The sequence below is a fragment of the Flavisphingomonas formosensis genome, from assembly GCF_009755815.1.
Taxonomy (GTDB): domain Bacteria; phylum Pseudomonadota; class Alphaproteobacteria; order Sphingomonadales; family Sphingomonadaceae; genus Flavisphingomonas; species Flavisphingomonas formosensis.
Window position 1 is genome coordinate 381,665 of sequence record NZ_WRPK01000003.1, and the last position, 23,420, is coordinate 405,084.

25 protein-coding genes are annotated in these 23,420 nt (G+C 67.0%); 10 read left to right on the forward strand and 15 right to left on the reverse strand.

Annotated features, from left to right (window positions below):
• Positions 1–18: 18 nt before the first annotated feature.
• The 4 genes from GQY20_RS11220 (at position 19) to GQY20_RS11235 (ending at position 3,411) form a co-directional block, all read left to right on the forward strand.
• Positions 19–597 carry a PadR family transcriptional regulator gene (locus GQY20_RS11220; protein WP_157217156.1) on the forward strand — a complete coding sequence of 193 codons (579 nt, stop codon included), beginning with the start codon at positions 19–21 and terminating at the stop codon, positions 595–597.
• 72 nt (positions 598–669) lie between these two features.
• Positions 670–999, forward strand: a complete 330-nt coding sequence (locus GQY20_RS11225; protein ID WP_157217157.1) for a DUF2218 domain-containing protein — start codon at positions 670–672, stop codon at positions 997–999.
• A gap of 158 nt (positions 1,000–1,157) precedes the next feature.
• On the forward strand, positions 1,158–3,065 hold the full coding sequence (locus GQY20_RS11230; RefSeq protein ID WP_157217158.1) for a hybrid sensor histidine kinase/response regulator: 1,908 nt from the start codon (positions 1,158–1,160) through the stop codon (positions 3,063–3,065).
• A gap of 70 nt (positions 3,066–3,135) precedes the next feature.
• The gene (locus GQY20_RS11235; RefSeq protein ID WP_157217159.1) at positions 3,136–3,411 is read left to right on the forward strand and encodes a hypothetical protein; all 276 of its coding nucleotides are present in this window, start codon (positions 3,136–3,138) and stop codon (positions 3,409–3,411) included.
• 40 nt (positions 3,412–3,451) lie between these two features.
• Here GQY20_RS11235 and GQY20_RS11240 read toward each other — a convergent pair whose 3' ends face one another.
• Positions 3,452–3,754, reverse strand: a complete 303-nt coding sequence (locus GQY20_RS11240) for a hypothetical protein (RefSeq protein ID WP_157217160.1) — start codon at positions 3,752–3,754, stop codon at positions 3,452–3,454.
• Between the two features lie 73 nt (positions 3,755–3,827).
• The gene (locus GQY20_RS11245) at positions 3,828–4,220 is read right to left on the reverse strand and encodes a response regulator (RefSeq protein WP_157217161.1); all 393 of its coding nucleotides are present in this window, start codon (positions 4,218–4,220) and stop codon (positions 3,828–3,830) included.
• Positions 4,221–4,502: 282 nt separating this feature from the next.
• Between GQY20_RS11245 and GQY20_RS11250 the strand changes: the two genes are divergently transcribed.
• The 3 genes from GQY20_RS11250 to GQY20_RS11260 all read left to right on the forward strand — a co-directional run bounded on the left by GQY20_RS11250 (position 4,503) and on the right by GQY20_RS11260 (position 8,129).
• Positions 4,503–5,642 (forward strand): DUF2336 domain-containing protein, encoded by a 1,140-nt coding sequence (locus tag GQY20_RS11250; RefSeq protein ID WP_157217162.1) that lies wholly within the window; start codon positions 4,503–4,505, stop codon positions 5,640–5,642.
• A complete protein-coding gene (locus GQY20_RS11255) occupies positions 5,639–7,048 on the forward strand; it encodes a sensor histidine kinase (protein ID WP_157217163.1) in 1,410 nt (469 codons plus the stop codon). The genes GQY20_RS11250 and GQY20_RS11255 overlap by 4 nt, the downstream gene beginning before the upstream one ends.
• Positions 7,049–7,346: 298 nt before the next feature.
• Entirely contained in the window at positions 7,347–8,129 is a 783-nt protein-coding gene (locus tag GQY20_RS11260) for an enoyl-CoA hydratase-related protein (RefSeq protein ID WP_157217164.1), read from the forward strand.
• Positions 8,130–8,268: 139 nt separating this feature from the next.
• Here GQY20_RS11260 and GQY20_RS11265 read toward each other — a convergent pair whose 3' ends face one another.
• On the reverse strand, positions 8,269–9,318 hold the full coding sequence (locus GQY20_RS11265) for an aldo/keto reductase (RefSeq protein WP_157217165.1): 1,050 nt from the start codon (positions 9,316–9,318) through the stop codon (positions 8,269–8,271).
• A 208-nt stretch (positions 9,319–9,526) separates the two neighbouring features.
• Here GQY20_RS11265 and msrB point away from each other — a divergent pair, with 208 nt between their 5' ends.
• Both msrB and msrA read left to right on the forward strand, forming a co-directional pair.
• Positions 9,527–9,976, forward strand: coding sequence for a peptide-methionine (R)-S-oxide reductase MsrB (gene msrB, locus GQY20_RS11270; protein WP_157217166.1), 450 nt, complete (start codon positions 9,527–9,529; stop codon positions 9,974–9,976).
• Complete coding sequence (gene msrA / locus GQY20_RS11275) at positions 9,973–10,479, forward strand: peptide-methionine (S)-S-oxide reductase MsrA (protein ID WP_157217167.1); 507 nt, start codon at positions 9,973–9,975, stop codon at positions 10,477–10,479. The genes msrB and msrA overlap by 4 nt, the downstream gene beginning before the upstream one ends.
• Positions 10,480–10,560: 81 nt before the next feature.
• Here msrA and GQY20_RS11280 read toward each other — a convergent pair whose 3' ends face one another.
• From GQY20_RS11280 to gltX, 3 genes are all read right to left on the reverse strand, one after another.
• Positions 10,561–10,872 (reverse strand): GIY-YIG nuclease family protein, encoded by a 312-nt coding sequence (locus tag GQY20_RS11280; RefSeq protein ID WP_157217168.1) that lies wholly within the window; start codon positions 10,870–10,872, stop codon positions 10,561–10,563.
• A gap of 102 nt (positions 10,873–10,974) precedes the next feature.
• On the reverse strand, positions 10,975–12,261 hold the full coding sequence (locus GQY20_RS11285) for a citrate synthase (protein ID WP_157217169.1): 1,287 nt from the start codon (positions 12,259–12,261) through the stop codon (positions 10,975–10,977).
• 23 nt (positions 12,262–12,284) lie between these two features.
• On the reverse strand, positions 12,285–13,724 hold the full coding sequence (gene gltX / locus GQY20_RS11290) for a glutamate--tRNA ligase (RefSeq protein ID WP_408641081.1): 1,440 nt from the start codon (positions 13,722–13,724) through the stop codon (positions 12,285–12,287).
• Between the two features lie 55 nt (positions 13,725–13,779).
• Here gltX and GQY20_RS11295 point away from each other — a divergent pair, with 55 nt between their 5' ends.
• On the forward strand, positions 13,780–16,002 hold the full coding sequence (locus GQY20_RS11295) for a ComEC/Rec2 family competence protein (RefSeq protein WP_157217171.1): 2,223 nt from the start codon (positions 13,780–13,782) through the stop codon (positions 16,000–16,002).
• Here GQY20_RS11295 and GQY20_RS11300 read toward each other — a convergent pair.
• The 9 genes from GQY20_RS11300 to GQY20_RS11340 all read right to left on the reverse strand — a co-directional run bounded on the left by GQY20_RS11300 (position 15,983) and on the right by GQY20_RS11340 (position 23,342).
• The gene (locus tag GQY20_RS11300; RefSeq protein WP_157217345.1) at positions 15,983–16,492 is read right to left on the reverse strand and encodes a GNAT family N-acetyltransferase; all 510 of its coding nucleotides are present in this window, start codon (positions 16,490–16,492) and stop codon (positions 15,983–15,985) included. The genes GQY20_RS11295 and GQY20_RS11300 overlap by 20 nt on opposite strands.
• A gap of 56 nt (positions 16,493–16,548) precedes the next feature.
• The gene (gene lexA, locus GQY20_RS11305; RefSeq protein ID WP_157217172.1) at positions 16,549–17,238 is read right to left on the reverse strand and encodes a transcriptional repressor LexA; all 690 of its coding nucleotides are present in this window, start codon (positions 17,236–17,238) and stop codon (positions 16,549–16,551) included.
• A 56-nt stretch (positions 17,239–17,294) separates the two neighbouring features.
• A complete protein-coding gene (locus tag GQY20_RS11310) occupies positions 17,295–18,479 on the reverse strand; it encodes a molybdopterin molybdotransferase MoeA (protein ID WP_157217173.1) in 1,185 nt (394 codons plus the stop codon).
• Positions 18,476–18,946, reverse strand: a complete 471-nt coding sequence (moaC, locus tag GQY20_RS11315) for a cyclic pyranopterin monophosphate synthase MoaC (protein WP_157217174.1) — start codon at positions 18,944–18,946, stop codon at positions 18,476–18,478. The genes GQY20_RS11310 and moaC overlap by 4 nt, the downstream gene beginning before the upstream one ends.
• Positions 18,943–19,737 carry an indole-3-glycerol phosphate synthase TrpC gene (trpC, locus tag GQY20_RS11320; RefSeq protein WP_157217175.1) on the reverse strand — a complete coding sequence of 265 codons (795 nt, stop codon included), beginning with the start codon at positions 19,735–19,737 and terminating at the stop codon, positions 18,943–18,945. The genes moaC and trpC overlap by 4 nt, the downstream gene beginning before the upstream one ends.
• Before the next feature lie 51 nt (positions 19,738–19,788).
• On the reverse strand, positions 19,789–20,775 hold the full coding sequence (gene trpD, locus GQY20_RS11325) for an anthranilate phosphoribosyltransferase (protein ID WP_408641086.1): 987 nt from the start codon (positions 20,773–20,775) through the stop codon (positions 19,789–19,791).
• A 5-nt stretch (positions 20,776–20,780) separates the two neighbouring features.
• A complete protein-coding gene (locus GQY20_RS11330; protein ID WP_157217176.1) occupies positions 20,781–21,368 on the reverse strand; it encodes an anthranilate synthase component II in 588 nt (195 codons plus the stop codon).
• A gap of 121 nt (positions 21,369–21,489) precedes the next feature.
• Positions 21,490–22,260: a bestrophin-like domain gene (locus GQY20_RS11335; protein ID WP_157217177.1), complete on the reverse strand. Its 771-nt coding sequence runs from the start codon at positions 22,258–22,260 to the stop codon at positions 21,490–21,492.
• Positions 22,261–22,406: 146 nt separating this feature from the next.
• On the reverse strand, positions 22,407–23,342 hold the full coding sequence (locus GQY20_RS11340) for an AEC family transporter (RefSeq protein ID WP_198350914.1): 936 nt from the start codon (positions 23,340–23,342) through the stop codon (positions 22,407–22,409).
• Positions 23,343–23,420: the final 78 nt, after the last annotated feature.

Here is a 23,420-nt window from a genome sequence, read left to right on the forward strand (position 1 = left end):
CATACAGGAAAGCAACAGATGCGATTTTTTCACCAAGGACGCGGCCACGGGCCGCATGGACGCCACTTCGGGCCACGCGGCTTCGGTCAGGGTGGTTTCGGCCGTCACTGGGACGGCGAACGGGAGGGACGGGGCCGTCGCCGCGTCTTCGATTCGGGCGAGCTGCGGCTCGTTCTGCTCAAGCTGATCGCCGATCAATCCCGCCACGGCTACGACCTCATCCGCGCGATCGAGGAACTGACCGGCGGCAGCTATGTCCCCAGCCCGGGTGTGGTCTATCCCACGCTCACTCTGCTGCAGGACATGGGCCATATCGAGGAAGCGAAGACGGAAGGGACTCGCAAGGCCTTCTCGATCACCGAGGAAGGCACGGCGCACCTCGCCGAAAAGCAGGACGAGGTCGAAGCGCTCTTCTCCCGGCTCGCGGAGCTGGCGGCGCTGCGCGAACGCACCGATGGCGCGCCGATCCGGCGGGCGATGGGCAATCTCCGTGCCGTGCTGATGCATCGGCTGGGGCGCGAGGATGTGAGCAGCGAGACGCAGCACGCGGTCGCGGCCATTCTCGACGAGGCCGCCCAGCGGATCGAGCGCCTGTGAAGGCGACACGGCTCGCACTTCTGCGCCGGCGGCTCGGGCTCGCCGGCGCCCCTCAACAGAACAGGATTCCCCATGCAGAACAGCAGCACAGCTCTCGTCCCGACGGACAATGCCAGCAAATATCTCCAGCAGCTATGCAAGCACTGGAGCCATAATCTCGCGGTGGATTTCACCGCGGAACAGGGCAGGATCGTCTTTCCGCGCGATGCGCGCGGGGCGGATTGGCCGGGCGACGGACTGGTGACGATGATCGCGCATGACGACACGCTCGAATGCCGCATCGAAGCGAGCGCCGCCGGCCAGCTCGACGGGCTCAAGGGCGCGCTCGCCCGGCACCTCGATCGCTTCGCCTTCCGCGAAGCGCCTCTGCGTTTCGATTGGCAGGATGATCGGCCGGGATGATCCGCCCCGACCGCCTTTCGTGGCGAGGACCGTGAATTGGGAAAAAATCGGCACATTCCCTCGAAGGCAGGATAAACGGTGCGCCCGGCGGCTCCAGGTCACAGCCGCGGACCGATATAAGCGTAGGCCGGCGGTCGAGCCGGTGATAGGCAGGGCGGATGGCGCAACGATCTGCATTCGACAGCGAAACGGAGCAGCGCTTCAAGCTGCTGGTCAATGCGGTCACCGATTACGCCATCTACATGCTCGATCCCAACGGCTGCATCGCAACCTGGAATCCGGGTGCCTATCGTTTCAAGGGCTATACCGCCGACGAGATCGTCGGTGCGCATTTCTCCTGCTTCTTCACGCCGGAGGATCGGGCGGCCGGCCTGCCCGAAAGGATATTGCGCACCGCGGACGAGGAAGGCCGGTTCGAGCAGGAGGGCTGGCGCGTCCGCAAGGATGGCAGCCACATCTGGGTTCATGTCGTCGTTGATCCGATCCGCGGCGAGGATGGTGAGCTGCTCGGCTATGCCAAGATCACCCGCGACATCACCGCGCGCCGCGAGGCCGATCGCGCGCTTTACGACAGCGAGCAACGTTTCCGCATGCTCGTTCAGGGCGTACGCGACTATGCGATATACATGCTCGATCTGAATGGCTGCGTGACCAACTGGAACGCCGGCGCGCAGACGATCAAGGGCTATACGGCCGACGAGATCGTCGGCCAGCATTTCTCCCGTTTCTATACCGAGGAAGATCGCGCCAATGGCGAGCCCGAGCGGGCATTGCGCACTGCTCTGGAAGAGGGCCGCTACGAACGCGAGGCCGAGCGGCTGCGCAAGGACGGCTCGCGCTTCTGGGCGCATGTGGTGATCCATCCGATCCGCAACGAACAGGGCCGGCTCATCGGCTACGCCAAGGTCACGCGCGACGTCACCGAGAAAAGGCGGGCGCAGGAAGAATTGGAAGAAGCGCGTGCTGCCCTGTTCCAGGCGCAGAAGCTTCAGGCACTGGGCGAGCTGACCGGGGGCATCGCCCATGATTTCAACAATCTCATGACCGTGATCCGCGGCTCTGCCGAGCTTCTCCAGAACGAGACGCTGAGCCCGGAAAAACGCGCCCGCTACGTTCGTTCGATCCTGGAGACGGCGGATCGCGCGACGACTCTCACCGGCCGCCTGCTCAGCTTCGGCCGCAGACAGGCGGTGGAACCCGAGGTGATCGATCCCGGCGTCCGCCTCGACGCCTTGGGCGAAGTGCTCGCCCGCACCCTGGGCAGCCGGATCGCGGTCCGCGTCGACGTCGATCGAGACATATGGCCGATCGAGGTCGATGTTGCGGAGCTGGAGACGGCCTTGCTCAACGCGGCCTTTAATGCGCGCGATGCCATGCCGTCCGGCGGCGAGCTGCGGATCACCGCCATCAATCAGCCGCACGACCAATGCGTGCGGCTCGCCGTGTCCGACAATGGCGAAGGCATTGCCGACGAACTGATGGCGCGCGTGTTCGAGCCTTTCTTTACGACCAAGCCGGTCGGCAAGGGAACCGGCCTGGGCCTGAGCCAGATCCACGGTTTCGCGGCGCAGGCGGGCGGTCGGGCGGAGCTTGCGTCGCAGCCCGGCAAGGGAACCACGGTCAGCATCATCCTGCCGCGCGCCCATGCGAGCCCGGTCGCGATCTCGCTTGCCGGAGCGGCGCCTGCGAAATGGGACAGGCTCGACATACTCCTCGTCGAGGACAGCGATATCGTACGCACCTTCGCGCGCTCGCTGCTTGAGGAGTTGCGCGTCACCGTAACCGAAGCCTGTTCCGCCGAAGAAGCAGGGCGCCTCTTGCGCGCAGGCCGCTTCGACCTCGTCTTTTCGGACATCGTGATGCCGGGAATGACCGGCCTCGAATTCGCGCGTCAGCTTCGCGCCACCATGCCGGGACAGGCCGTGCTGCTCGCCACCGGCTACAGCAAGGAGGTGTCGAGCGGCGAGGCCGCCGGTTTTCAGATCGTCAAGAAACCTTATGGCGCGGAAAGCCTGAGCGCGGCGATCGCGCGGGCACTCGCCGCGTCTGCCGAACGTCGGGCCTGATGCCGGCGGGCGGGCGGCAACCTCTCGTCGCCGCGGGACGTTTTCCTGCTTTGGCGAGAGGATGACACCAATGACCCGAGACAAGGACCAGGACAAGCGCGACTATCTGCCGCCTGTCTATCATGGCGACCAGACCCCGCATCCGGAAGATCTTCGCGGTCCCGCCCCGATCGAACAGGGCCTCAGCGCGCGCGAGAACCGGGGGACACTTGCGCCCTCTCAGGGCAGCGGCGCAGTTGTCGGAAGCGGCGCGGCGGCGGGCGGCAGCGGGGCTTCCGAAGATTATGACGCCGATCCCCAGGGCGGCGGCGGTCGCGTTGCTCCCAAGAAAAATGCGCCGGCCTGATAGGCCGACGCATTTTGACATCTGCTCGCCGTCGTCGCCGTCAGGCGACTACGGTGAGTGGCTGGCGCTCTGACGCCGAGGCCGGGTCGCTGTCCGCCAAAGCCTTGGCGCCATCCTTCGCTCGGCTGGCCAGCGATTGCGCGCGGTCCGCCATGGATCGTCCGAAGCTCATCGCCTCGTCTCGCCATTCCGATTTGCGCCATAGCGCTAAAGCTGCCGCGCCGACTGCGAGCACGCCAGCCGCTGCGGCAAGGCGCGGAGTGGTTGCTTCGCGCTTGATGCTGGTCAGCATTTCCCGGCCCTGAGTACTGCGCCGGGTGGGATGGGTGGATTTGGTAGTCATGATCCTCTCTCCGAAATGCCACACGCCCCAAACGCGCGGGTGACGGAGAGGGTTTCGCGGCCGACCGCGGGGATCACCCGTCTTGCGGCATCCGCTCGTGAACCTCGCCGCGCAGCAGCAGTTCAACCATCTGTAGGGTGAGGGCGATCGGCGACGGCTTGGCGAGGAAGCTCACGCCGCGATGTTCCGGCGGAAGTACGTCTACTGGATAGGCCGAGATGACGAGCGCGGGCACCCCCTCGTCGCGCAGTGCGGCGAGCAGCGGGAATGCCATGGTGCCCTGGAGATTGATATCGACGATCGCGCAGTCGACCGGTTCGCCGGCGAGCATCTGCTGGGCCTCGGCCAGGGTGGCGATGGGGCCCAGCACTTCAGCTCCCTGCGCGGCAAGAGCCTGCGCCAGATCCGTTGCGAGCAGGAACTCGTCTTCGACCAGCAGGATCCGGCTGTCGCTCAGCAGACTCATTATCTTTTATTTCCTTGCGCTTGCTCGGCCGATCGACGGAGCAGAACTAGGGGCGGCCGGCCCCGCTGCAAGGGCAGCGCGCGCCGAAACGTTCGGTAAGGATGACGTGACGATCCCGATATGGGACAGAGTTCGGAAAGCCTTGCACGAAACGGCGCTGTCATCGTGCATCGCATGGCAGGATCGCGCATAGCAGCGGTGTTATGCATTTGGCGAAACGAATGCGACAACTCTCTCATTGAGGGTAATATCGCTTTAACGACGCACGGGCTAGGGACGGCCATGCACGCGATGGATCTCGAGCAAGCGAATGGCACGACGATGGACGCCGAACGTCTGCTCAGCGAGGCAGCGCAGGCGGCGGATGGCGTCGGCGCACGTGCATCGGTGGCGGCCACCGATCTGTTCCTGCCCGCCGATGCGCGGCTCAGCGATCAGCAGCGCGGCACGATGGACCAGTTGCTGGCGAAGCTCGTCCAGGCGATCGAGCAGGATCTGCGCCGGCGCCTGATCGGCCATGTGCAGAGCGGCGCGCCGAGCGATCTGCTTGCCGCCATCGCGTCCGATCAGGTCGAAATCGCGTCGCCCATCCTATTCCGCTCGGGCCTGCTTCAGGATTCCGAGCTTGTCGCGCTGCTGCTGCGCCGCACGGAGGAGCATCGCCTGGTCAGCGCGCTCAGGCTGAAGGCGGTGAACGATGCCGGCGAGGTTCAGCCCGCCCCGGCCGCGCCGCTGCTGGATCGGCTGCTGGAGAGCGGAGAGGCCGGGCTCGCCGAGGGAGCGATGGCGCTGCTGATCGCCGAGAGCCGCCGTTATGATCGCTTTCAGGAACCGCTGTTGGCTCGCACCGATCTGCCTGCCGAGATCCAGCATCGGCTGGTCTGGTGGTCGGTCGCCGCGCTACGCGACCATATCAATCGCAATCATGTCGTGGGTGCCGCCTTCGTCGATCGTGCGCTGACCGCGGCGGCGAGCGAGGCTTTGGCCGCGCATGACGAGAGCGAGGCGCTGGAGAGTCGCGCCACACAACTCGCGCGCCTGCTCGCCCGGCACGACAAGCTCGACGACGCGTTGATCGTCGACGCGATCGGCGATGCCCGTCTGATGCTGGCCATTGCCGGGCTCGCCGTGCGCGCTGGCATCGATTTCGTCTCCGCCTGGGAAATGGCAGCCGATCCCGCGCGCCTGACCATATTGCTGCGTGCCGTCGGCATGCGCCGCGGACCGGCGATCTCCGTGCTGCTGGCCCTGCACGAGGACAAGGAATCGCAGGACAGGCTCGCCGCGTTCGCCGTCGCCTTTGACGCGCTCGAATGGCCGCGCGCGCAGGAGGCGATCCGTCCCTGGAAGCTCGACACCTTCTATCGCAAGGCGATCGCCGACCTGTCGCGTGCGCTCGCACGGCGCGAGGCGATACGATGAACGCGCCCGGCGTCATCTCTTCGACCGCTCCGGTGCGCGGCCGTGTCGACCGCGATGGCCGGCTGGTCGAGGCCGAGCCTGCGCTCGCCGATCTGCATCTGCGTGCCGGCGGCGAGCTTGGTGGCCCGATCGCCGTGCCGCAGATCGCCGCGTTGGTCCGGCTGGCGCGGCGTCTCGGCATTGTCATCTCCCGCGGCGTGATCGCGGCCGATGGCGACAATGATCTCGATCTCTGGGTCCGTGCGCAGCCCGATGGCGATTCCATCTCGCTCTCCGTCGCCGGCTGGAATGTGCGCCCGGCGCGTGCGCCTTATCCGGCGCCCGAGGTGGAGCGCACCCATGATTTCCTGCGCGCCCCCGCCGACTGGCTCTGGGAAACGGATGAGGCGCTACGCATTACTGCGCTCTCCTCTTCGGCCGCTACGGCGCTGGGCGGCCAGTCGGCCACCGCGCTCGGCCAACCCCTGACCCGCTTGTTCCGTCTGATCGAGGATGAGGAAGGCGATCTACCGATTCTCTCCGCCGCCGCCGGACAGCGCCGCTTCGACGATCAGCTTGCAGAGTTGCGCGAAGGCGGCGCCCGCGTGCGGCTGACTGGCGTGCCGCTTATCAACGGCAATGGCGAATTTTCCGGTTTCAGCGGCAGCGTCGCCTCGCTGGTGGACGGAAAGGCCCCACCGGCGCCGGCGGAGACGGAATCCGAAGAGACCGAATCCTCGTCCGAAAGCGGTGCCTTCGGCGAGCGGCTGGACAAGGCGCTGCGCACGCCGCTCGACCGGATCATCGCCAGTGCCGATACGATTCGAGCCCAGGCGGATGGGCCGCTGCGCAGCGACTATGCCGAATATGCCGCGGACATTGCGAGAGCCGGTCGCCACCTCTTGGCGTTGATCGACGATCTCGTCGATCTCCAGGCTATCGAGCGAGCGGACTTCCAGCCGCTGGTCGAGGATGTCGACCTTGCGGATGTCGCGCGCCGCGCGGCCGGGCTGCTGGCCGTGCGCGCCGCCGATCGGTCCGTATCGATCGATCGCCCTGCGCCCGATCATACTCTGGCCGCGCTCGGGGAGTTCAGGCGCGCGCTGCAGATTCTCGTCAATCTGATCGGCAATGCGGTGCGCTATTCGCCGCCCGGCGCCTCTGTCTGGATCCGGGCGGAGCGGGAAGGAGCTGCTGCTGCGGTGGTCGTCGCCGATCAGGGCAAGGGCATCGCGCCGGAGGACCAGGAACGGATCTTCGAGAAGTTCGAGCGCGTGGATCCCAACGAGCCGGGCGGCACCGGTCTCGGTCTCTATATCGCGCGCCGATTGGCCCGCGCGATGGGCGGAGACATCGTGGTGGATAGCGCACCGGGCCAGGGCGCCCGTTTCATCTTCACCCTGCCTGCCCGCGACGATCCCGAATAGGTCGTTCGACAAGGCGCGCAAGGCGTCATCGGCGCTGGGCTTTTTCACCGCACTTTCCATGCTTATCGGCGCCTTTATTGCAAGCGTCGCAGCCGCTTATGGCGGGCAGTTGCGTGACAAGGATGCGGACAGGGTCGAGCGGGCGTGAGTGAAATGGCGGCGGTGGGGCGGCAAGGTGAACACGCGCAGCGATCGGCTTTGCTGCCGGCCGATATCCTGGAACACGGCCGGCGGCCTTGTCAGCGCCCGTCCGCAAGCTAAGACGCGACAAACTGTTGCGGATAAGGAGAGGCGGCGCGTGACATCCTACAGCTATGCGAAAGTCGATCGGCACGATCACGTCACCGTGATCACGCTCAATCGTCCCGAGGTGCTGAATGCATTGCACGGGCCCGCCAATCGCGAGCTGGACGGCATATTCCGGCTCTTTGCCGAGGATCCGGACCAGTGGGTCGCGATCGTCACCGGCGCCGGCGATCGCGCCTTCTGCGCGGGTTACGCCCTGAAGTCCGTCGCCGATGCCGGCGTCGAGCTTCCGCCCGGCGGCTTCGCCGGCATCACGGCGCGCTTCGACATGGTCAAGCCGGTGATCGCCGCGGTGAACGGTTTCGCCTTCGGCGGCGGTTTCGAGACGGCGCTGGCCTGCGACATCATCGTCGCGTCGGACGATGCGCAGTTCGCACTGCCGGAGCCGCGCGTCGGCCTCGCCGCGATGGCCGGTGGCCTGCTGCGGCTGCCGCGCGCGATCGGCGAGAAGAGGGCGATGGAGATCATCCTCACCTGCCGCCGCGTGAGCGCCGAAGAGGGGCGGGCGCTCGGCTTCGTCGCCGATGTCGTCCCGCGCGAGCGGCTGATGGAGCGAGCGATGGAGATCGCGGCCAGCATCTGCCAGGCGAGCCCCGCCGCCATCCGTGCGTCCAAGGAAGTGGCAGGCCGGCTTGCTGCCGACGAGCCCTTGTCCCGAGCCTATGTCCTGCAGAACGAGGCGCCGGCCGTCGCGGCCATGCTGGTTTCGCCCGATCTGATGGAAGGCCCGCTCGCTTTCTCCGAAAAGCGCACGCCCCGCTGGAGCGGACGCTGATCGCCTAACCCGTTCAGCGCGGTCTCGGCCCGTCGGCGCGAGCCGGCCCGCGCTCGCGGCGTGATGCCGCGCGCCTATTTCTTCGCCGAAGCGGATGCGGCGTTCGGCCTACCGTTCGCCAGCCGCTAACCTCCGGCGCTCAGCGCCGGCCGATACGCCGCATGCGATGATTGTCCAGCAGCGCTGCGTTGCCGCGGCCGAAGGCCATATCCTTTACAAAATCCGCCCCGAGCATCGTGTAAGGGAAACCTGGCTCGATCGCCGTCTTCGCATCCAGCATCGCGAGATGCTCGGGATCGAGCTTGAGATCCAGGCAGCCGAGATTGTCCTTGAGTTGATCGGCGTTTCGCCCGGCGATGATCGGGATCACCCCGGCCTCGGGACGGAGCTGCATGATCGCGGCCAGCGCCACCTGTGAGGGCGAGCGACCGACCTGCTTAGCGATGTCGACCACGAGCTGCGCGATCTCCTGGCTGCGCTGCGGGATCTGATCGCGCTGCTGGCGGGTCGGCTGGTCGGTTCCGTTGCCGAGGAACTTGCCCGAGAGTATGCCCTGCGCCAGCGGCGACCAGGCCGTGACGCCGAGATCGAGTTCCTCGGCCATCGGGATCAGCTCGCGTTCCGCAGTGCGTTCGGTGAGGCTATATTCCACCTGCATGCCGATGAAAGGGGACCAGCCCCGCAACTCCGCGATCGTATTGGCCCGCGCGATCTGCCAGGCGGGCACGTCGGATACCGCGACATAGAGGATCTTGCCCGCCGAGACGAGATCGTCGAGCCCGCGCATGATCTCTTCGGCCGGCGTGGTGTAGTCCCAGAAATGCAGAAGATAGAGATCGATATAATCGGTGCCGAGGCGGCGCAGCGACTCCTCCACGCAATGACGCATGTTCTTGCGGCTGTTGCCGGACTTGGAGATGTCCGTGCCGGTGTGCGGCGTATATTTGGTCGCGACGACGAAATGGTCGCGATCGGCACGGACGCAGTCGCCGACCAGGCGCTCGCTCGCGCCTTCGGTATAGACATGCGCGGTATCGATGAAATTGCCGCCCGCCTCCGCGAAGGCATCGAACATCGCCCGGCTCGCCGCGTCGTCTCCGCCCCAGCCCCAATCGGAGCCGAACGTCATCGCCCCCAGGCACAGTTCCGAAACCCGCAATCCCGATTTGCCGTGCAGCCTGTAACGCATGCGGACACCCATTTTGCCATGTTCACCGACCGGTGACGCTACGCCCGGCCCGCTCCTCGGCAAGCATGACCGGTGTCGATTGCCGGCCGATGACGGCGATCGGGCCAGCTTTTGCAAGTCGCGTCGCGGGGCTGGCAATTTGGGCGGGGAGACGCCACTTATCGCCCGAGCGGCCGTCCCCCGGGGACGGTCCCGTCTGGAGGAATGCATGACCCAGTATCGCAAGACAGAGGAGGCCCTATCGCGCCTGACGCCGGAACAGTATCGCGTCACCCAGCAGAGCGGTACCGAGCGGCCGGGCACCGGCGAATATCTCTACAACAAGCAGGCCGGCATCTATGTGGATGTGGTCTCCGGTGAACCGCTGTTCGCCTCGTCCGACAAATATGAATCGGGCTGCGGCTGGCCGAGCTTCACCAAGCCGATCGAGCCGGCCAACGTCGCCGAACTGCGCGACACCTCGCACGGCATGATCCGTATCGAGGTGCGTTCGTCCAACGGCGACAGCCATCTAGGCCATGTCTTTCCCGACGGCCCGCCCGATCGCGGCGGCCTGCGCTATTGCATCAATTCCGCGTCGCTGCGTTTCGTGCCCCGGGATGCTATGGAGGCCGAAGGCTACGGCGCCTATCTCGACCAAGTGGAGGATGTGGAATGAGCGTGGAACGTGCCGTCCTGGCCGGGGGATGCTTCTGGGGCATGCAGGATCTGATCCGGCGGCAGCCCGGCGTGATATCGACCCGCGTCGGCTATAGCGGTGGCGACGTGCCCAACGCCACCTATCGCAACCATGGCACCCATGCCGAGGCGATCGAGATCCTCTTCGATCCTGCGGTGACGGACTATCGGGCGATCCTGGAATATTTCTTCCAGATCCATGATCCGACGACGCGCAACCGCCAGGGCAATGACATCGGCATGAGCTATCGTTCGGCGATCTATTATACGAGCGAGGAGCAGAAGCGCATCGCCCAAGAGACGATCGCGGACGTCGATGCATCCGGCCTGTGGCCAGGCAAGGTGGTCACCGAGGTCGAGCCGGTGGGCGATTTCTGGGAAGCCGAGCCCGAGCACCAGGATTATCTGGAGCGCATCCCCAACGGCTACACCTGCCACTTCCCGCGTCCCAACTGGAAGCTGCCGAGGCGCGCCGCGGCGTGAGGAAAAGGGATCTGGCCGGGTCGAAGGCGCCCGGCCAGACCCCATCCGTCATGCTGAACTTGTTTCAGCATCCACCGGTCGTCAGTCGCCCGCTATCGGTTCAAACCCCAACGCTACGGCGAGATCCTGCCAATCGGGATTCTCCTGTTCGATAAGGGTCAGCTTCCATTCGCGTCGCCAGTGCTTCAGCTGCTTTTCGCGTGCTCTGGCGCATGTCATGTCCTCAAATATTTCGAAATGGACGACATGCTTCACGTCGTACCGGGCTGTGAAGCCGCGTCTGTCTGAGGTTCGATGTTGATGTAGGCGGGCCGTCAGATTGGACGTGACGCCGATATACAGCGTCCCGTTCCGGTTGCTGGCGAGAATGTACACGGAAGGCTGGCGGCCCATTATCGACCGATAGCACACCGCTTGCTGCGCGGTGGATGCTGAAACAAGTTCAGCATGACAGATAGAAAAACGCCCCGCCTTTGCAGGCGGGGCGCTTCGGGATCAGCGCTTGTCGACCGGGATGTAGTCGCGCTGCGTCGGGCCCGTGTAGAGCTGACGCGGGCGGCCGATCTTCTGCTCGGGATCCGAGATCATCTCGTTCCACTGCGCCACCCAGCCGACGGTGCGGGCGAGGGCGAAGAGGGCGGTGAACATCGTGGTCGGGAAGCCGATCGCCGAGAGGATCACGCCCGAGTAGAAGTCGACATTCGGATAGAGCTTCTTCTCGATGAAATAGGGATCGTTGAGCGCGATCTGCTCCAGCTCGCGGGCGACGTCGAACACCGGATCGGTGACGCCCAGCTTGTCGAGCACTTCGGTCGCGGTCTTCTGCATCACGGTCGCGCGCGGATCGTAATTCTTGTAGACGCGGTGGCCGAAGCCCATCAGGCGGAACGGATCGTCCTTGTTCTTGGCGCGGGCGATATATTCCGGGATGCGGTCCGGATGGCCGATCTCGCGCAGCATGTTGAGTGCCGCTTCGTTCGCGCCGCCATGCGCCGGGCCCCACAGGCAGGCGATGCCCGCCGCGATGCAGGCGAAGGGATTGGCGCCCGACGAGCCGGCGAGGCGCACGGTCGAGGTCGACGCGTTCTGCTCATGATCGGCGTGCAGGATGAAGATCTTGTCCATCGCCGCCTCGATCACCGGATCGACTTCATAGGGTTCGGCCGGGACGCCGAAGGTCATGCGCAGAAAGTTGCCGGTATAGGACAGCTCGTTCTTCGGATAGAGGAAGGGCTGGCCGATGGAATATTTATAGGCCATCGCGGCGATCGTCGGCATCTTTGCGATCAGCCGGTGGCTGGCGATCATGCGCTGCTGCGGATCGTCGATGTCGGTCGAGTCATGATAGAAGGCGGAGAGGGCGCCGACCACGCCGCACATGATCGCCATCGGGTGCGCGTCGCGGCGGAAGCCGCGGTAGAAGGTCGCCAGCTGCTCGTGCAGCATGGTGTGGCGGCTGATCGTGTAGATGAACTTGTCGAGATCCTGCTGCACCGGCAATTCGCCGTTCAGCAGCAGATAGGCGACCTCCATGAAGCTCGAATTCTCGGCGAGCTGTCCGATCGGATAGCCGCGGTGAAGCAGCACGCCTGCATCGCCATCGATGTAGGTCAGCTTCGATCGGCAACTGGCGGTCGAGGTGAAACCCGGATCGTAGGTGAAGACATCGGCCTGGCCGTACAGCTTGCGAATGTCGATCACGTCGGGACCGACCGAACCGGAAAGCACCGGATAATCGAAGCTGTTGTCGCCGATTGCCAGCTTCACGCTCGTATCCCCCATAGAATCTTCCTTCCGTTCACGACTTATTCGGCTGCGGCCGGCTGAAGCCGGTCGGTGAGCCGCCCTAGGCTTTCCTCACGCCCGAGCAGCGCGAGCACATCGAATATTCCCGGCGAGGTCGTGCGGCCGGTCAGCGCTGCACGCAGCGGCTGCGCCACCTTGCCGAGACCGACGCCGGACGCGTCAGCTACGTCACGCACGGCGGCTTCGAGAGACGCCGCGTCCCAGCTTCCGACCGCTGCCAAAGCTCGGTGCGCGGCGGCCAGAAGATCGAGAGCATGCCCCTCTAGCAAGGAAGCGGCCTTCTCGTCCATGATTATGGGGCGGGTGCGAAACAGGAAAAGCGCACCATCGGCCAACTCAAGCAAATCCTTGGCCCGTGGCTTGATGAAGGGCATGCTGCGGAGCAGCAAATCGCTTTCCCCAACGCTCAGGTCGCGGCCCAGGAGCGGCTCGACTCGGGGGCGCGCTAACTCGGCCAGACGGGCATCGTCCGTCTCGCGCATATAGTGCCCGTTGAGGTTCTCGAGCTTCTTGAAATCGAAGCGCGAGGGCGAGCGGCCGATGCCGGCGAGGTCGAACCATTCGATGGCTTGTTCGCGGCTGATGATCTCGGCATCGCCATGGCCCCAGCCGAGGCGCAGCAGATAGTTGCACACCGCCTCGGGCAACAGCCCCATCTCGTCGCGATAGGCCTCGACCCCGAGCGCGCCGTGCCGTTTCGAGAGCTTCGCGCCGTCCGCCCCATGGATCAGCGGCACATGCGCATAGACCGGCTCTGGCCAGCCCATCGCCCGGATCAGGGCGAGCTGGCGGAAGGCATTGTTGAGATGATCGTCGCCGCGGATGACATGGGTGACGCCCATGTCGTGATCGTCCACCACCACGGCGAGCATATAGGTCGGCGTCCCGTCCGAGCGGAGCAGCACCATGTCGTCGAGTTCGGCATTCTGCACGGTGACGGCACCCTGCACCTGGTCCTCGATCGTCACCGCCCCCTCGCGCGGCGCCTTCAGCCTGACGACGAACGGCGCGCCCTCCGGCGCCTCGGAAGGATCGCGATCGCGCCAGCGCCCGTCATAGCGCAGCGGCAGCCCTTTGGCCTTCTGCTCGGCCCGCATCGCCTCCAGCTCCTCGGCGGTGGCGAAGCATTTATAGGCATGGCCCCGCGCCAGCAGTTCGTGTGCAACCTCGGCATGGCGTTCCGCCCGGGCGAACTGGAACACGGCCTCGCCGTCCCAATCGATCCCCAGCCATTTCAACCCGTCGAGAATCGCCTCTATCGCCGGCTGCGTCGAGCGGACCCGGTCTGTATCCTCGATCCGCAGCAGGAAGGTGCCGCCGGTGTGACGCGCATAGAGCCAGTTGAACAGCGCGGTGCGGGCGCCGCCGATGTGCAGGAATCCGGTCGGGGACGGTGCGAAACGGGTAACGATCGGGGATGTGCCGGTGCTTGCGCCCACGCGTATTTTCTCCACTATCGGGCGCATGGCCACGGAATTCGGCACGGCCCCTAGCATGGCTTCCGGCCTGCTTCAAACCGCGCCCGGCATGTGGTGGCGGGCGCGGCTGCGCGCAAGTCTGAACCGTATCGAAACGGGCCTGGAAGCCGAGCGCGAGCAGCTGCCGCTCTGGCTTCCCGTCGGTTTCGGGCTCGGCATCGCGGCCTGGTTCGCGCTTCCCCGGCAGGCGGACTGGATCGCGTTCCTGCTGGGCGCCGCCGGGCTCGTCTGCGTCGCGGCGATCGGCTGGCGGGCGACTCGCCTCGGCCGCGGCATCGCGCTCTTCGCCGGGGTGGCGGCGCTCGGCATGGCACTGATCTGGGGGCGGGCCGAGTGGCTTGCCGCGCCACGTCTCGATCGTCCCGCCATCGCCGAGTTCTCAGGCGAAATCGAATCGGTCGACCAGCTCCAGGCGCGCGGCATCGTCCGCCTGCTGGTCGCGCCCGACCGGGCCGCGGGCCTGCCGCCGCACGTGCGCGTCAACGTCGCCGTCGCGGACGCGCCGAAGGATCTCGCACCCGGCATGCGCGTCGCGCTCAAGGCGCGGCTGATGCCGCCCGCGGAGCCCGCCGTGCCCGGCGCCTATGATTTCGCCCGGATCGCCTGGTTTCAGCAGCTCGGCGCGACGGGCAAGGCGCTCGGCCCGGTCCGCATCCTCTCTCGTCCGCAGGGCTGGAGCGCCTCGCGCGCGCTGGCCGGCATGCGCGAACGCCTGACCGGCCACATTCACGACCGGCTGGCCGGCGCCCAAGGCGGGATCGCCGCCGCCTTCGTGACGGGCGACGAAGGCGCGATACCGGAGGAGGATGCGGATGCGATGCGCCGCTCCGGTCTCGCCCATCTGCTCTCGATCAGCGGCCTGCACGTGACGGCGGTGATCAGCGTCACCATGTGGCTGACGCTGCGCCTGCTCGCGCTCAGCCCGCGCCTTGCCCTGCACGCGCCGCTGCTGCTCGTCGCGGCCGCGGCGGGTGCGCTCGCGGGCGGCGCCTACACGGTGCTGAGCGGCGCGGAAGTGCCCACCGTCCGCTCCTGGCTCGCGGCCGTCTTCGTCCTCGTCGGCATCGCGCTTGGCCGCGAGGCGATCACGCTCCGCCTCGTCGCCACCGCCGCGCTGGTGGTGCTCTGCTTCCGGCCGGAGGCGCTGGCAGGGCCGAGCTTCCAGCTCAGCTTCGCGGCGGTGACGGCGATCGTGGCGATGCACGAGCATGCCGGCATCCGCGCCTTCTTCGCGCCCCGGGACGAAGGCTGGCCGGCCCGGCTCGCACGCTCGCTCGCCTCGCTGCTGCTCACCGGCCTTGCCGTGGAGGCGGCGCTGGCGCCGATAGCCCTCTATCATTTCCACCAGCAGGGGCTGTACGGCGCACTCGCCAACATCGTCGCCATTCCGCTCACCACCTTCGTGATCATGCCGTTGGAAGGGCTGGGGCTGGTCTTCGACATTGCCGGCATCGGCCTGCCTTTCTGGTGGCTGGCGGGCAAGGCGATCGCGCTGCTGCTTTGGATCGCGCACAGCGTCGGCGCGGCGCCGGGCTCGGTCGCCATGCTTCCGGGCATGCCCGCCGGCGCCTATGCGCTGCTGATGGCCGGCGCACTCTGGCTGATGCTGTGGCGCACGCGGCTGCGCTTCGCCGGCTTGCTGCCCTTCGCCATCGGCGCGCTCTGGGCGCTGGCCGAACCGGCGCCTGATCTGCTGATCACCGGCGATGGGCGCCACATGGCGGTACGCACGCCGGAGGGAACGCTCGCTCTGCTGCGTCCGCGCGCCGGCGATTATGTGCGCGGCATGCTCGGCGAAAATGCCGGCGTAGCGGAGGAGGGTGGCGCGCTCGACGATCTGCCCGGGGCCCGCTGCGGCGCGGATCTGTGCGCGGTCGAGTTGGTGCGTGGCGGCCGCCGCTGGGGTCTGCTCGCGACACGCAGCCCCTATCAGCTGCCGATCGCGGCGATGAACCGCGCCTGTGCCGAAGCCGATATCGTCCTGAGCGACCGGCGCCTGCCGCGCAGCTGCCGTCCGCGCTGGCTCAAGGCCGATCGCGCGCTGCTGGCGCAGACCGGCGGCCTCGCCCTCACGCTCGGCCGGTCCCGGCTGCGTACGGTGCGCGGGGCAGGGGACGCCTGGCCCTGGCGCGCCCCGTCCGCGTCCATGCCGCATGGGTCAGCGAGCCGGGCCGGCGGCGGGCCGCGCTATCGCTGGTCCGACCGGCGCAGCCGGGAGTTCAGACCGCACGCTCCATGAACACCACGTCGAGATCGCGGCCGAACTTGTGGCCCGCATCGTGCAATATGCCGGCATGGCTGAAGCCCAGCCTCTCGTGCAGCGCGATCGATCCGCGATTGGCGGAATCGCCGATCACCGCGAACATCCGGCGAAAGCCGTGATCTCCGGCGGAAACGATCAGCGCGCCGAGCAACGCCCGCCCGACGCCGCGGCCGAACCAGTCCTCCCGCACATAGACGGAATCCTCGCACGCGTAGCGATAGGCCGCCCGATCGCGAAATTGTGCGCAATAAGCGTAGCCGGCGATGACATGATCCGCCTCGGCGACCAGCCAGGGCCAGCCCCTCGCGATCACCGCCTCCATGCGATCGGCGATCGCGCCGGCGCTCGGCGGTTCCTCTTCGAAGGTGCCGGTGCCGTGCAGCACATGGTGCGAATAGATTTGCGATATCGCGAGGGCGTCGCGCCCTGCGATCGCCGGGCGAACGATGAGATCGGCTCCAGACATGCTGCGCAAATTGCCGCAACCGCGCCGCAATGCAACGGGTTGCGGCATGCAGCACGTCAGTAGCGGCGCAACAACCCGGCGAGGCGGCCCTGGACGCGGACCTGATCCGGCGCATAACGCTGCGCATCATAGGCGCGATTGGCCGGATCGAGTCGGACCATCGAGCCTTCGCGGCGGAAATATTTGAGCGTCGCTTCGCTCTCGTCGATCAGGGCGACGATGATCTCACCGTCCCGCGCGGTATCGGTGCGGCGGATCAGCGCATAGTCGCCATCGAGGATGCCGGCTTCGACCATCGAGTCGCCGGAGACCTCCAGCGCATAATGCTCGCCCGGCCCGAGCAGCGCGGCCGGGACCGACAGGCTGTTCTGGCCCTCCATCGCCTCGATCGGCAAGCCGGCCGCGATCCGGCCGTGGAGCGGAATTTCGAGCACGTCGTTCGCCGCAGCCGGCGCCTGCGGCCGCTGCGGCGCCTTGAACGGCACCACCGTGTCTTCCGCGGCCGGCGCTGCGGGGGCATCGGCCTTGGTCCGTTCCGGCATGCGCAGGATTTCGAGCGCGCGGGCGCGGTTGGGCAGGCGGCGGAGGAAGGCGCGTTCCTCCAACGCGCTGATCAGCCTGTGCACCCCCGACTTGGATTTGAGGTCGAGCGCCTCTTTCATCTCCTCGAAGGAAGGAGACACACCCGTCTCGGCAAGACGGTCATGGATGAAGCAGAGCAGTTCATGCTGCTTGCGCGTGAGCATGGCGCAATCCCCTTAAGGAACGAACGGGGAACGTCTAGGAAACGAACGGCGCGATGTCAAGCGATGTCGAGGATTTCCACGGTTTCGCCCTCATCCCGCGCCGGCGCATAGGGCGGCCGCACGATCAGCGCTTGTGCTTCGGCAAGCATCGCCAGCGCCGCACTGTCCTGTCCCGAGAGCGGGAAGGCGCGCCCGTCGGCGATCCGCGCGCGCAGATATTCGGCGCGCTTATCCGTCGCGGCCACGGTTCCGCCGAGGGGCACGAGGCGCGGTGCCGGGATCGGCGCCGCTGCGCCGAGCGCGGAGCGGATCAACGGCAGCAGGAACAGCGTGGCGGTCACGAAGGCCGAGACGGGATTGCCCGGCAGGCCGAGCACCGTTGCGTCGCCGAGCCTGCCCCCCATGATCGGCTTGCCTGGCTTCATCGCGGCTCTCCAGAAATCCAGCGAGGCGCCTGCCCGTTCGAGTGCCGGCCGCACGAGATCGTGATCGCCCACCGATGCACCGCCGGTGGTGACGATGATGTCGGCACGCGCACCCGCGAAGGCGGTCGCAATCGCATCGAGATCGTCGCGCACGATGCCGAGATCCTCGATCTCGACCGGTAGGGCGGCGAGCAGGGCGGCGAGCATCGGCGCGTTGGAGGAGGGCAGCTGAACGCCGTGCGTCGGCGTGCCCGGCGGCACCAGTTCGTCACCCGTCGAGATCAGGGCGATGCGCGGCCGCCGCCGTACCTGCAGCACGCCGTGCCCGCCGACCGCGGCCAGCCCGATCCGCGCCGGAGTCAGCCTTTCGCCCGCCTCGATCAGCCGGTCGCCCGATCGGAAATCGCTGCCCAGCGGGCGGACATGGGCGTGCCGGCGCGGCGGCCCGTCACCGCTCAGGCGGAGCCGCTCGCCCTCGCGTGCGGCATCTTCCTGCACCAGGATCGTGTCGGCTTCGGGCGGCAGCGGCGCGCCGGTGAAGATGCGCAGTGCTTGTCCAGGCTTGAGCGGCGTTGCCGCCGCCGTGCCGGGGGTGGATTCGCCCTCGGCCAGCGTCCACGGGCCGGGCAGCTCGCCGAACCGGATCGCATAGCCGTCCATCGCCGACAGGTCGGCCGCGGGCTGGGTGCGGTTCGCCTCGATCGGCTCGATGGCCCAGCGTCCCGCTGCCGCGGCGAGTGGCACCATTTCCGTCGCCAGCACGGGAGCCAGCGCCAGGATGCGCGCCTGCGCCTCGGCGACGGAGAGCAGGCTCATGCCGCCCGCCAATCCTCCGAGCGCCCGCCCGATTTGGCCAGCAGCCTGATGCCGTCGATGGTCATGCCCCGATCCATCGCCTTGGCCATGTCGTAGACGGTGAGCAGCGCGGTAGAAACCGCGGTCAGCGCTTCCATCTCGACGCCGGTCTGCCCGGCGGTCTTCACCGTCGCGGTCGCCGTCACGCCGGCTTCGTCGGCGGTAAGGTCCAGCGTCACGCCGGTGATCGGGATCGGATGGCACAGCGGAATGAGCTCGGAGGTCTTCTTGGCCGCCATGATGCCGGCGATGCGCGCAACCGCCAGCACGTCGCCTTTCTTCATCGTGCCGCCGCGGATCGCGGCCGCGGCTTCGGCGGACATCGCGATCCGGCCGGTGGCGACAGCCTCGCGCGCGGTTTCCGCCTTGGCCGTGACGTCGACCATCCGCGCCGCGCCGCTTTCGTCGATATGGGTGAGCCCGCTCATGCGCCGGTCAGCAGGCGCCGGGTCGCCGCTGTGACGTCGCTTTGCCGCATCAGCGATTCGCCGACCAGGAAGCAGTTGACGCCATGCGCCGAGAGGCGGTCGAGGTCGGCCTTCGAACCCAGGCCGCTTTCGGCGACGAAGGTGCAGCCCGCCGGCGCGCGCCCGGCCAGCTCCTCGGTACGTGCCAGATCGACCGTGAAATCCTTGAGATTGCGGTTGTTCACGCCGATCAGGCGCGATTGCAGCTTCAAGGCGCGGTCGAGTTCGCTGGCATCGTGCACTTCGATCAGCGCGTCCATGCCACGCGCGATCGCCGCCGCCTCGATCTCGGCCATCTGTCCGTCGTCGAGCGCCGCCACGATGATCAGGATCGCGTCCGCGCCCAGCGCGCGGGCCTCCGTCACTTGCCAGGGATCGACCATGAAATCCTTGCGCAGGCAGGGTAGCGCCACGGCCGCGCGCGCGGCTTCGAGATAGGTGTCGGATCCTTGGAAGAAAGGTTCATCGGTCAGCACCGACAGGCAGGCGGCACCGCCCTCCTGATAGGCGCGCGCATGGGCAGGCGGATCGAAATCCGGCCGGATCAGCCCTTTGGAGGGCGATGCCTTTTTGATCTCCGCGATCAGCCCGAAACCGCCGGCGGCGACCTTGCTGTCCAGCGCGGCCCGAAAGCCCCGCGGCCCGGATTGATTGGCGGCCCTGGCTTCCAGTTCCGCGAGGCTTATTGCGCGCTTGCGCTCCGCCACGTGAAGGCGCTTGCGATCGCAGATTTCGATGAGCTTGTCGGCCATGCCGGGGCTATAGGATGCGAAATCCGCTTCGTCATGCCGAACTTATCGGGATCAGAAGCGGATCCAGCAATCCAGCAGCGTATTGGCGAGGCCCTTGTCGATGGTCTCGGCGGCCTCTTCCACGCCTTCGTGCCAATCCGCCGCGGCGCCAGCCACGATCAGCGCGGCCGCTGCGTTCAGCAGCACGGCATCGCGATAGGCGCCGGTCTCACCCTGCAGCAGCGCGCGCAGCGCCGCGGCATTATAGGCCGCGTCGCCGCCGCGCAGCGCCTCCAGCGGGTGGCGGCTCAATCCGGCGTCCTCGGGCACCAGCCGCAGCGCGCCGTCGCCGCACGCCCCCAGCCGCCAGGCGGTGCTCGGCCCTGCGATCGACAATTCGTCCAGTGGCTCGTCGCCGGAGACGAGCATCGCGGCATCGGTGCCGAGCAGCCGCAGCGCCTCGGCATAGACCGGCACATAATCCGGCCGGGCGACGCCGATCAGCTGGCGGCTGACGGCCGCGGGATTGGCGATCGGGCCGAGCAGGTTGAGGATGGTGCGCCGGCCGATCGCGCGGCGCACGCCGGCCAGCTTGCCGAGCGCAGGATGATGCTTCTGCGCGAAGAGGAAAGCGATGCCGAGCTCCGTCAGGCTCTCCTCCGCGCGTGCCGATGCGCGATCGAGATCGAGGCCGAGCGCCTCCAGCGTATCGGCGGCTCCCGCCTTGCTGGATGCCGCACGATTGCCATGCTTGGCGACGGGTACGCCCGTCGCCGCGACGACGATCGCGACGGCGGTCGAAACGTTCAGGCTGTGCGCGCCGTCGCCGCCCGTGCCGCATACGTCGATCGCGCCCTGCGGCGCCCGCACCGGAATCATCCGCTCGCGCATCGCCATCGCGGCGGCCGCGATCTCGACGCTGGTCTCGTCGCGTGCGGCCATCGTCACCAGGAAACGGGCCGTCTCTTCCGCGTCCGTCCTGCCGTCGAAAATATCGGTGAATGCGGCATAGGCCGTCATGTGGTCGAGCGGAGTGGCGCTGTCCGGCAGCAGCGACAGCGCGGTCACGCGCGCTCCTTCACCGGCAGCCCGGCGATGCGCAGGAAATTGGCGAGCATGGCATGGCCATGTTCGGTCGCGATGCTTTCGGGATGGAATTGCACGCCATGGATGGGCAGGTCGCGATGGCGGAAGCCCATCACCGTGCCGTCGGCGGTGCGCGCATTGACGAGGATCTCGTCCGGAATCTCGTCGACGATCAGCGAATGGTAGCGCGTGGCGGTGAAGGGGGAGGGCAGGCCGTCGAACAGGCCGGTGCCGTCATGCTCCACCGGGCTCGTCTTGCCGTGCATCAGCGATTGCGCGCGGATCACCTTGCCGCCGAAATACTGGCCGATCGCCTGATGGCCGAGGCACACGCCCAGCAAAGGCCTTTTCTCGGCCGCGCAGGCTCCGACGAGATCCAGGCTGATCCCGGCCTCATTGGGCGTGCAGGGCCCCGGCGAGATCAGGAAGGCGTCCGCTCCGCTCGACATCGCCTGGCCGACGCCGAGCGCATCGTTGCGCTCGACGCGGACGTCCGCACCCAGCTCCATCAGATAATGGACGAGGTTCCAGGTGAAGCTGTCGTAATTGTCGATGACCAGGATCATGCCGGGCGCTTTAGCGGGGCTTGACGTAAAGGAACAGCGGGGAAGTCAGCGCCTGTTTGGAATAGGGCTTCAGCGAATGTCGTCTCGCAACGCGCTCTTCAGCGGGCTGCGAAACGGAGTCTCAGCGCATCGCCGCGCGCGCGGCCTGCATCGGCGCCTGCGATACGATGATGCTGCCGCCCTGCGGCCGGTCGAGATCGAGGATCATCACCAGCGCGAGCGCGAGCAGCGCGAACAATATGGCTGCCAGCACGCGATGGATGCGGAGCGTCGGGCCCAGCACGAAGCCGACGAACAGCGCGGAGACGCTGGAATAGAGGATCAGTACCTCTAGCACCCTGGCCGGAACGCGGGCATCGCGCTCGGCGCGGCGCGCGCTGGCCGCGTCGAACATATCGTTCATCGCTCCGACCAGCGATGCCGCAAGCGGCGTTGGCGTCGCGCGCACCAGAGGGGTCATCTCGCTCCACAGAGCTGTCTGCGCCGCTCCCGTCTCGCGTTCCGCTATCGCAGTTTCAGGGGCGTCGGGCGCGACTAGCCGCAGCCGCACGTCGGCATAACGCGCGATCGAAGCCTGAAGATGGCGCCCCGCTTCGCCTTCGATCAGGCCAGCGCGCAGCCATGCCGTGCCGATCGCATTGGCCTCCGTTATCACATGCTCGCGGCGTACGTCATAGCGGCCCAGCGCCATCGAGAAGGTGAAGCCGATAAGGAGGCCGAGCAAGGCCAGCGCGGCAGACAGCAGATAGCCTTCGGCATCGCTCTTCTGGCTGCGTGCCGGCCTCAGCGCGCGCAGGCGGATACCCGCCTCGCAAAGCAGCACGAACAGCAGCAGCATCGCGAAGCCGATCAACCAGAGCGGCGCGGACTGGAACAGGCGGTCGGGATCCATGCGATGACGTTATGGCAACGCAACGAGCAGCGCCAGCGGCAAGGCTGTGAGACGTTCTGACGGACGATCAACCGCGACGCGGCGCCTTGCCTCGGCCTGCGGCGAAACTCCAGCATTGGCAGCGCCGACCAAGAGCCCGGCCAGCTTCACGCGGTGGGCAGCACCGTGAGCAGCACCGTGATCGTGACCACCGACAATGCGGTCGACCATAATATCGCACGGGCCGAGACGCCGGTGTCGCGATTGTAGAGCTCGGCCAGCATGAAGGGGCCCGTGCCGGTCGGCAGAGCACCCAGAAGGATTGCGGCATTGGCCCAGAGGGTCGGCATACGGAAGATCCATAGTGCTACGACGGCCGTCACCGCCGGTTGCACCGCCAGCTTCAGGAGCAGCGGGATCGTCGCATTTCCTACAGGCTCCTCATGGGTTCGTTCCGAAAGGAACAGGCCGATCGTCACGAGTGCACAGGGCGTTGAGGCTGCGCCGACCAGCGACGTCATGTCGTGCACCGGACCGGGCAGCGTCCACCCCGTCGCCATCCACGCGGCGCCTGCCGCCGGTGCGACCAGTAACGGATTGCGGATCAGTGCCGCGCCGATCCCGGCGAGGGTGGAGGAGATGCGTCGTCCGCGATGGATGTCGAATTCGACCAGCAGGATCGCCAAGGCGAACAGCACCGAAACCGTGAGCACCGAGGCGATGACCGGCGGCGGGCCGGCCTGTGACCCGAAGGCTGCCAGGCACAGCGGAATGCCGATGAAGGCGGTATTGGAATAGGCGCCGGTCAGCGCCTCGAGGCTGCGTTCGGCCAGGGGGCGGCCGCGCGTGAACGCCATGCCGATCAGGGAAGTGATCACCATGCCGGCGCTGAACGCGGCGATGAAACCGGGGTGCCAGAGCGTCGACCATTGTGCTTCCGCGATGATGCGGAAGAGCAGGGCGGGCAGCGCCAGTTTCACGACGAAGCTGTTCAGCGCCTGCGTCGATCCCCTGGGCAGCCAGTTCCTCCGACCGGCGGCCCAGCCGAGCAGGATGAGGCCGAACAGTGGGGCGACGATGCCGAGAATGAGGAGAAAACGCACGGGCGGTCCGCTAGTGGATCATATCCGGCAAAAGCAACCGCTTTTATCGGAAGCCCGATCCGCCAAACCATCGACACT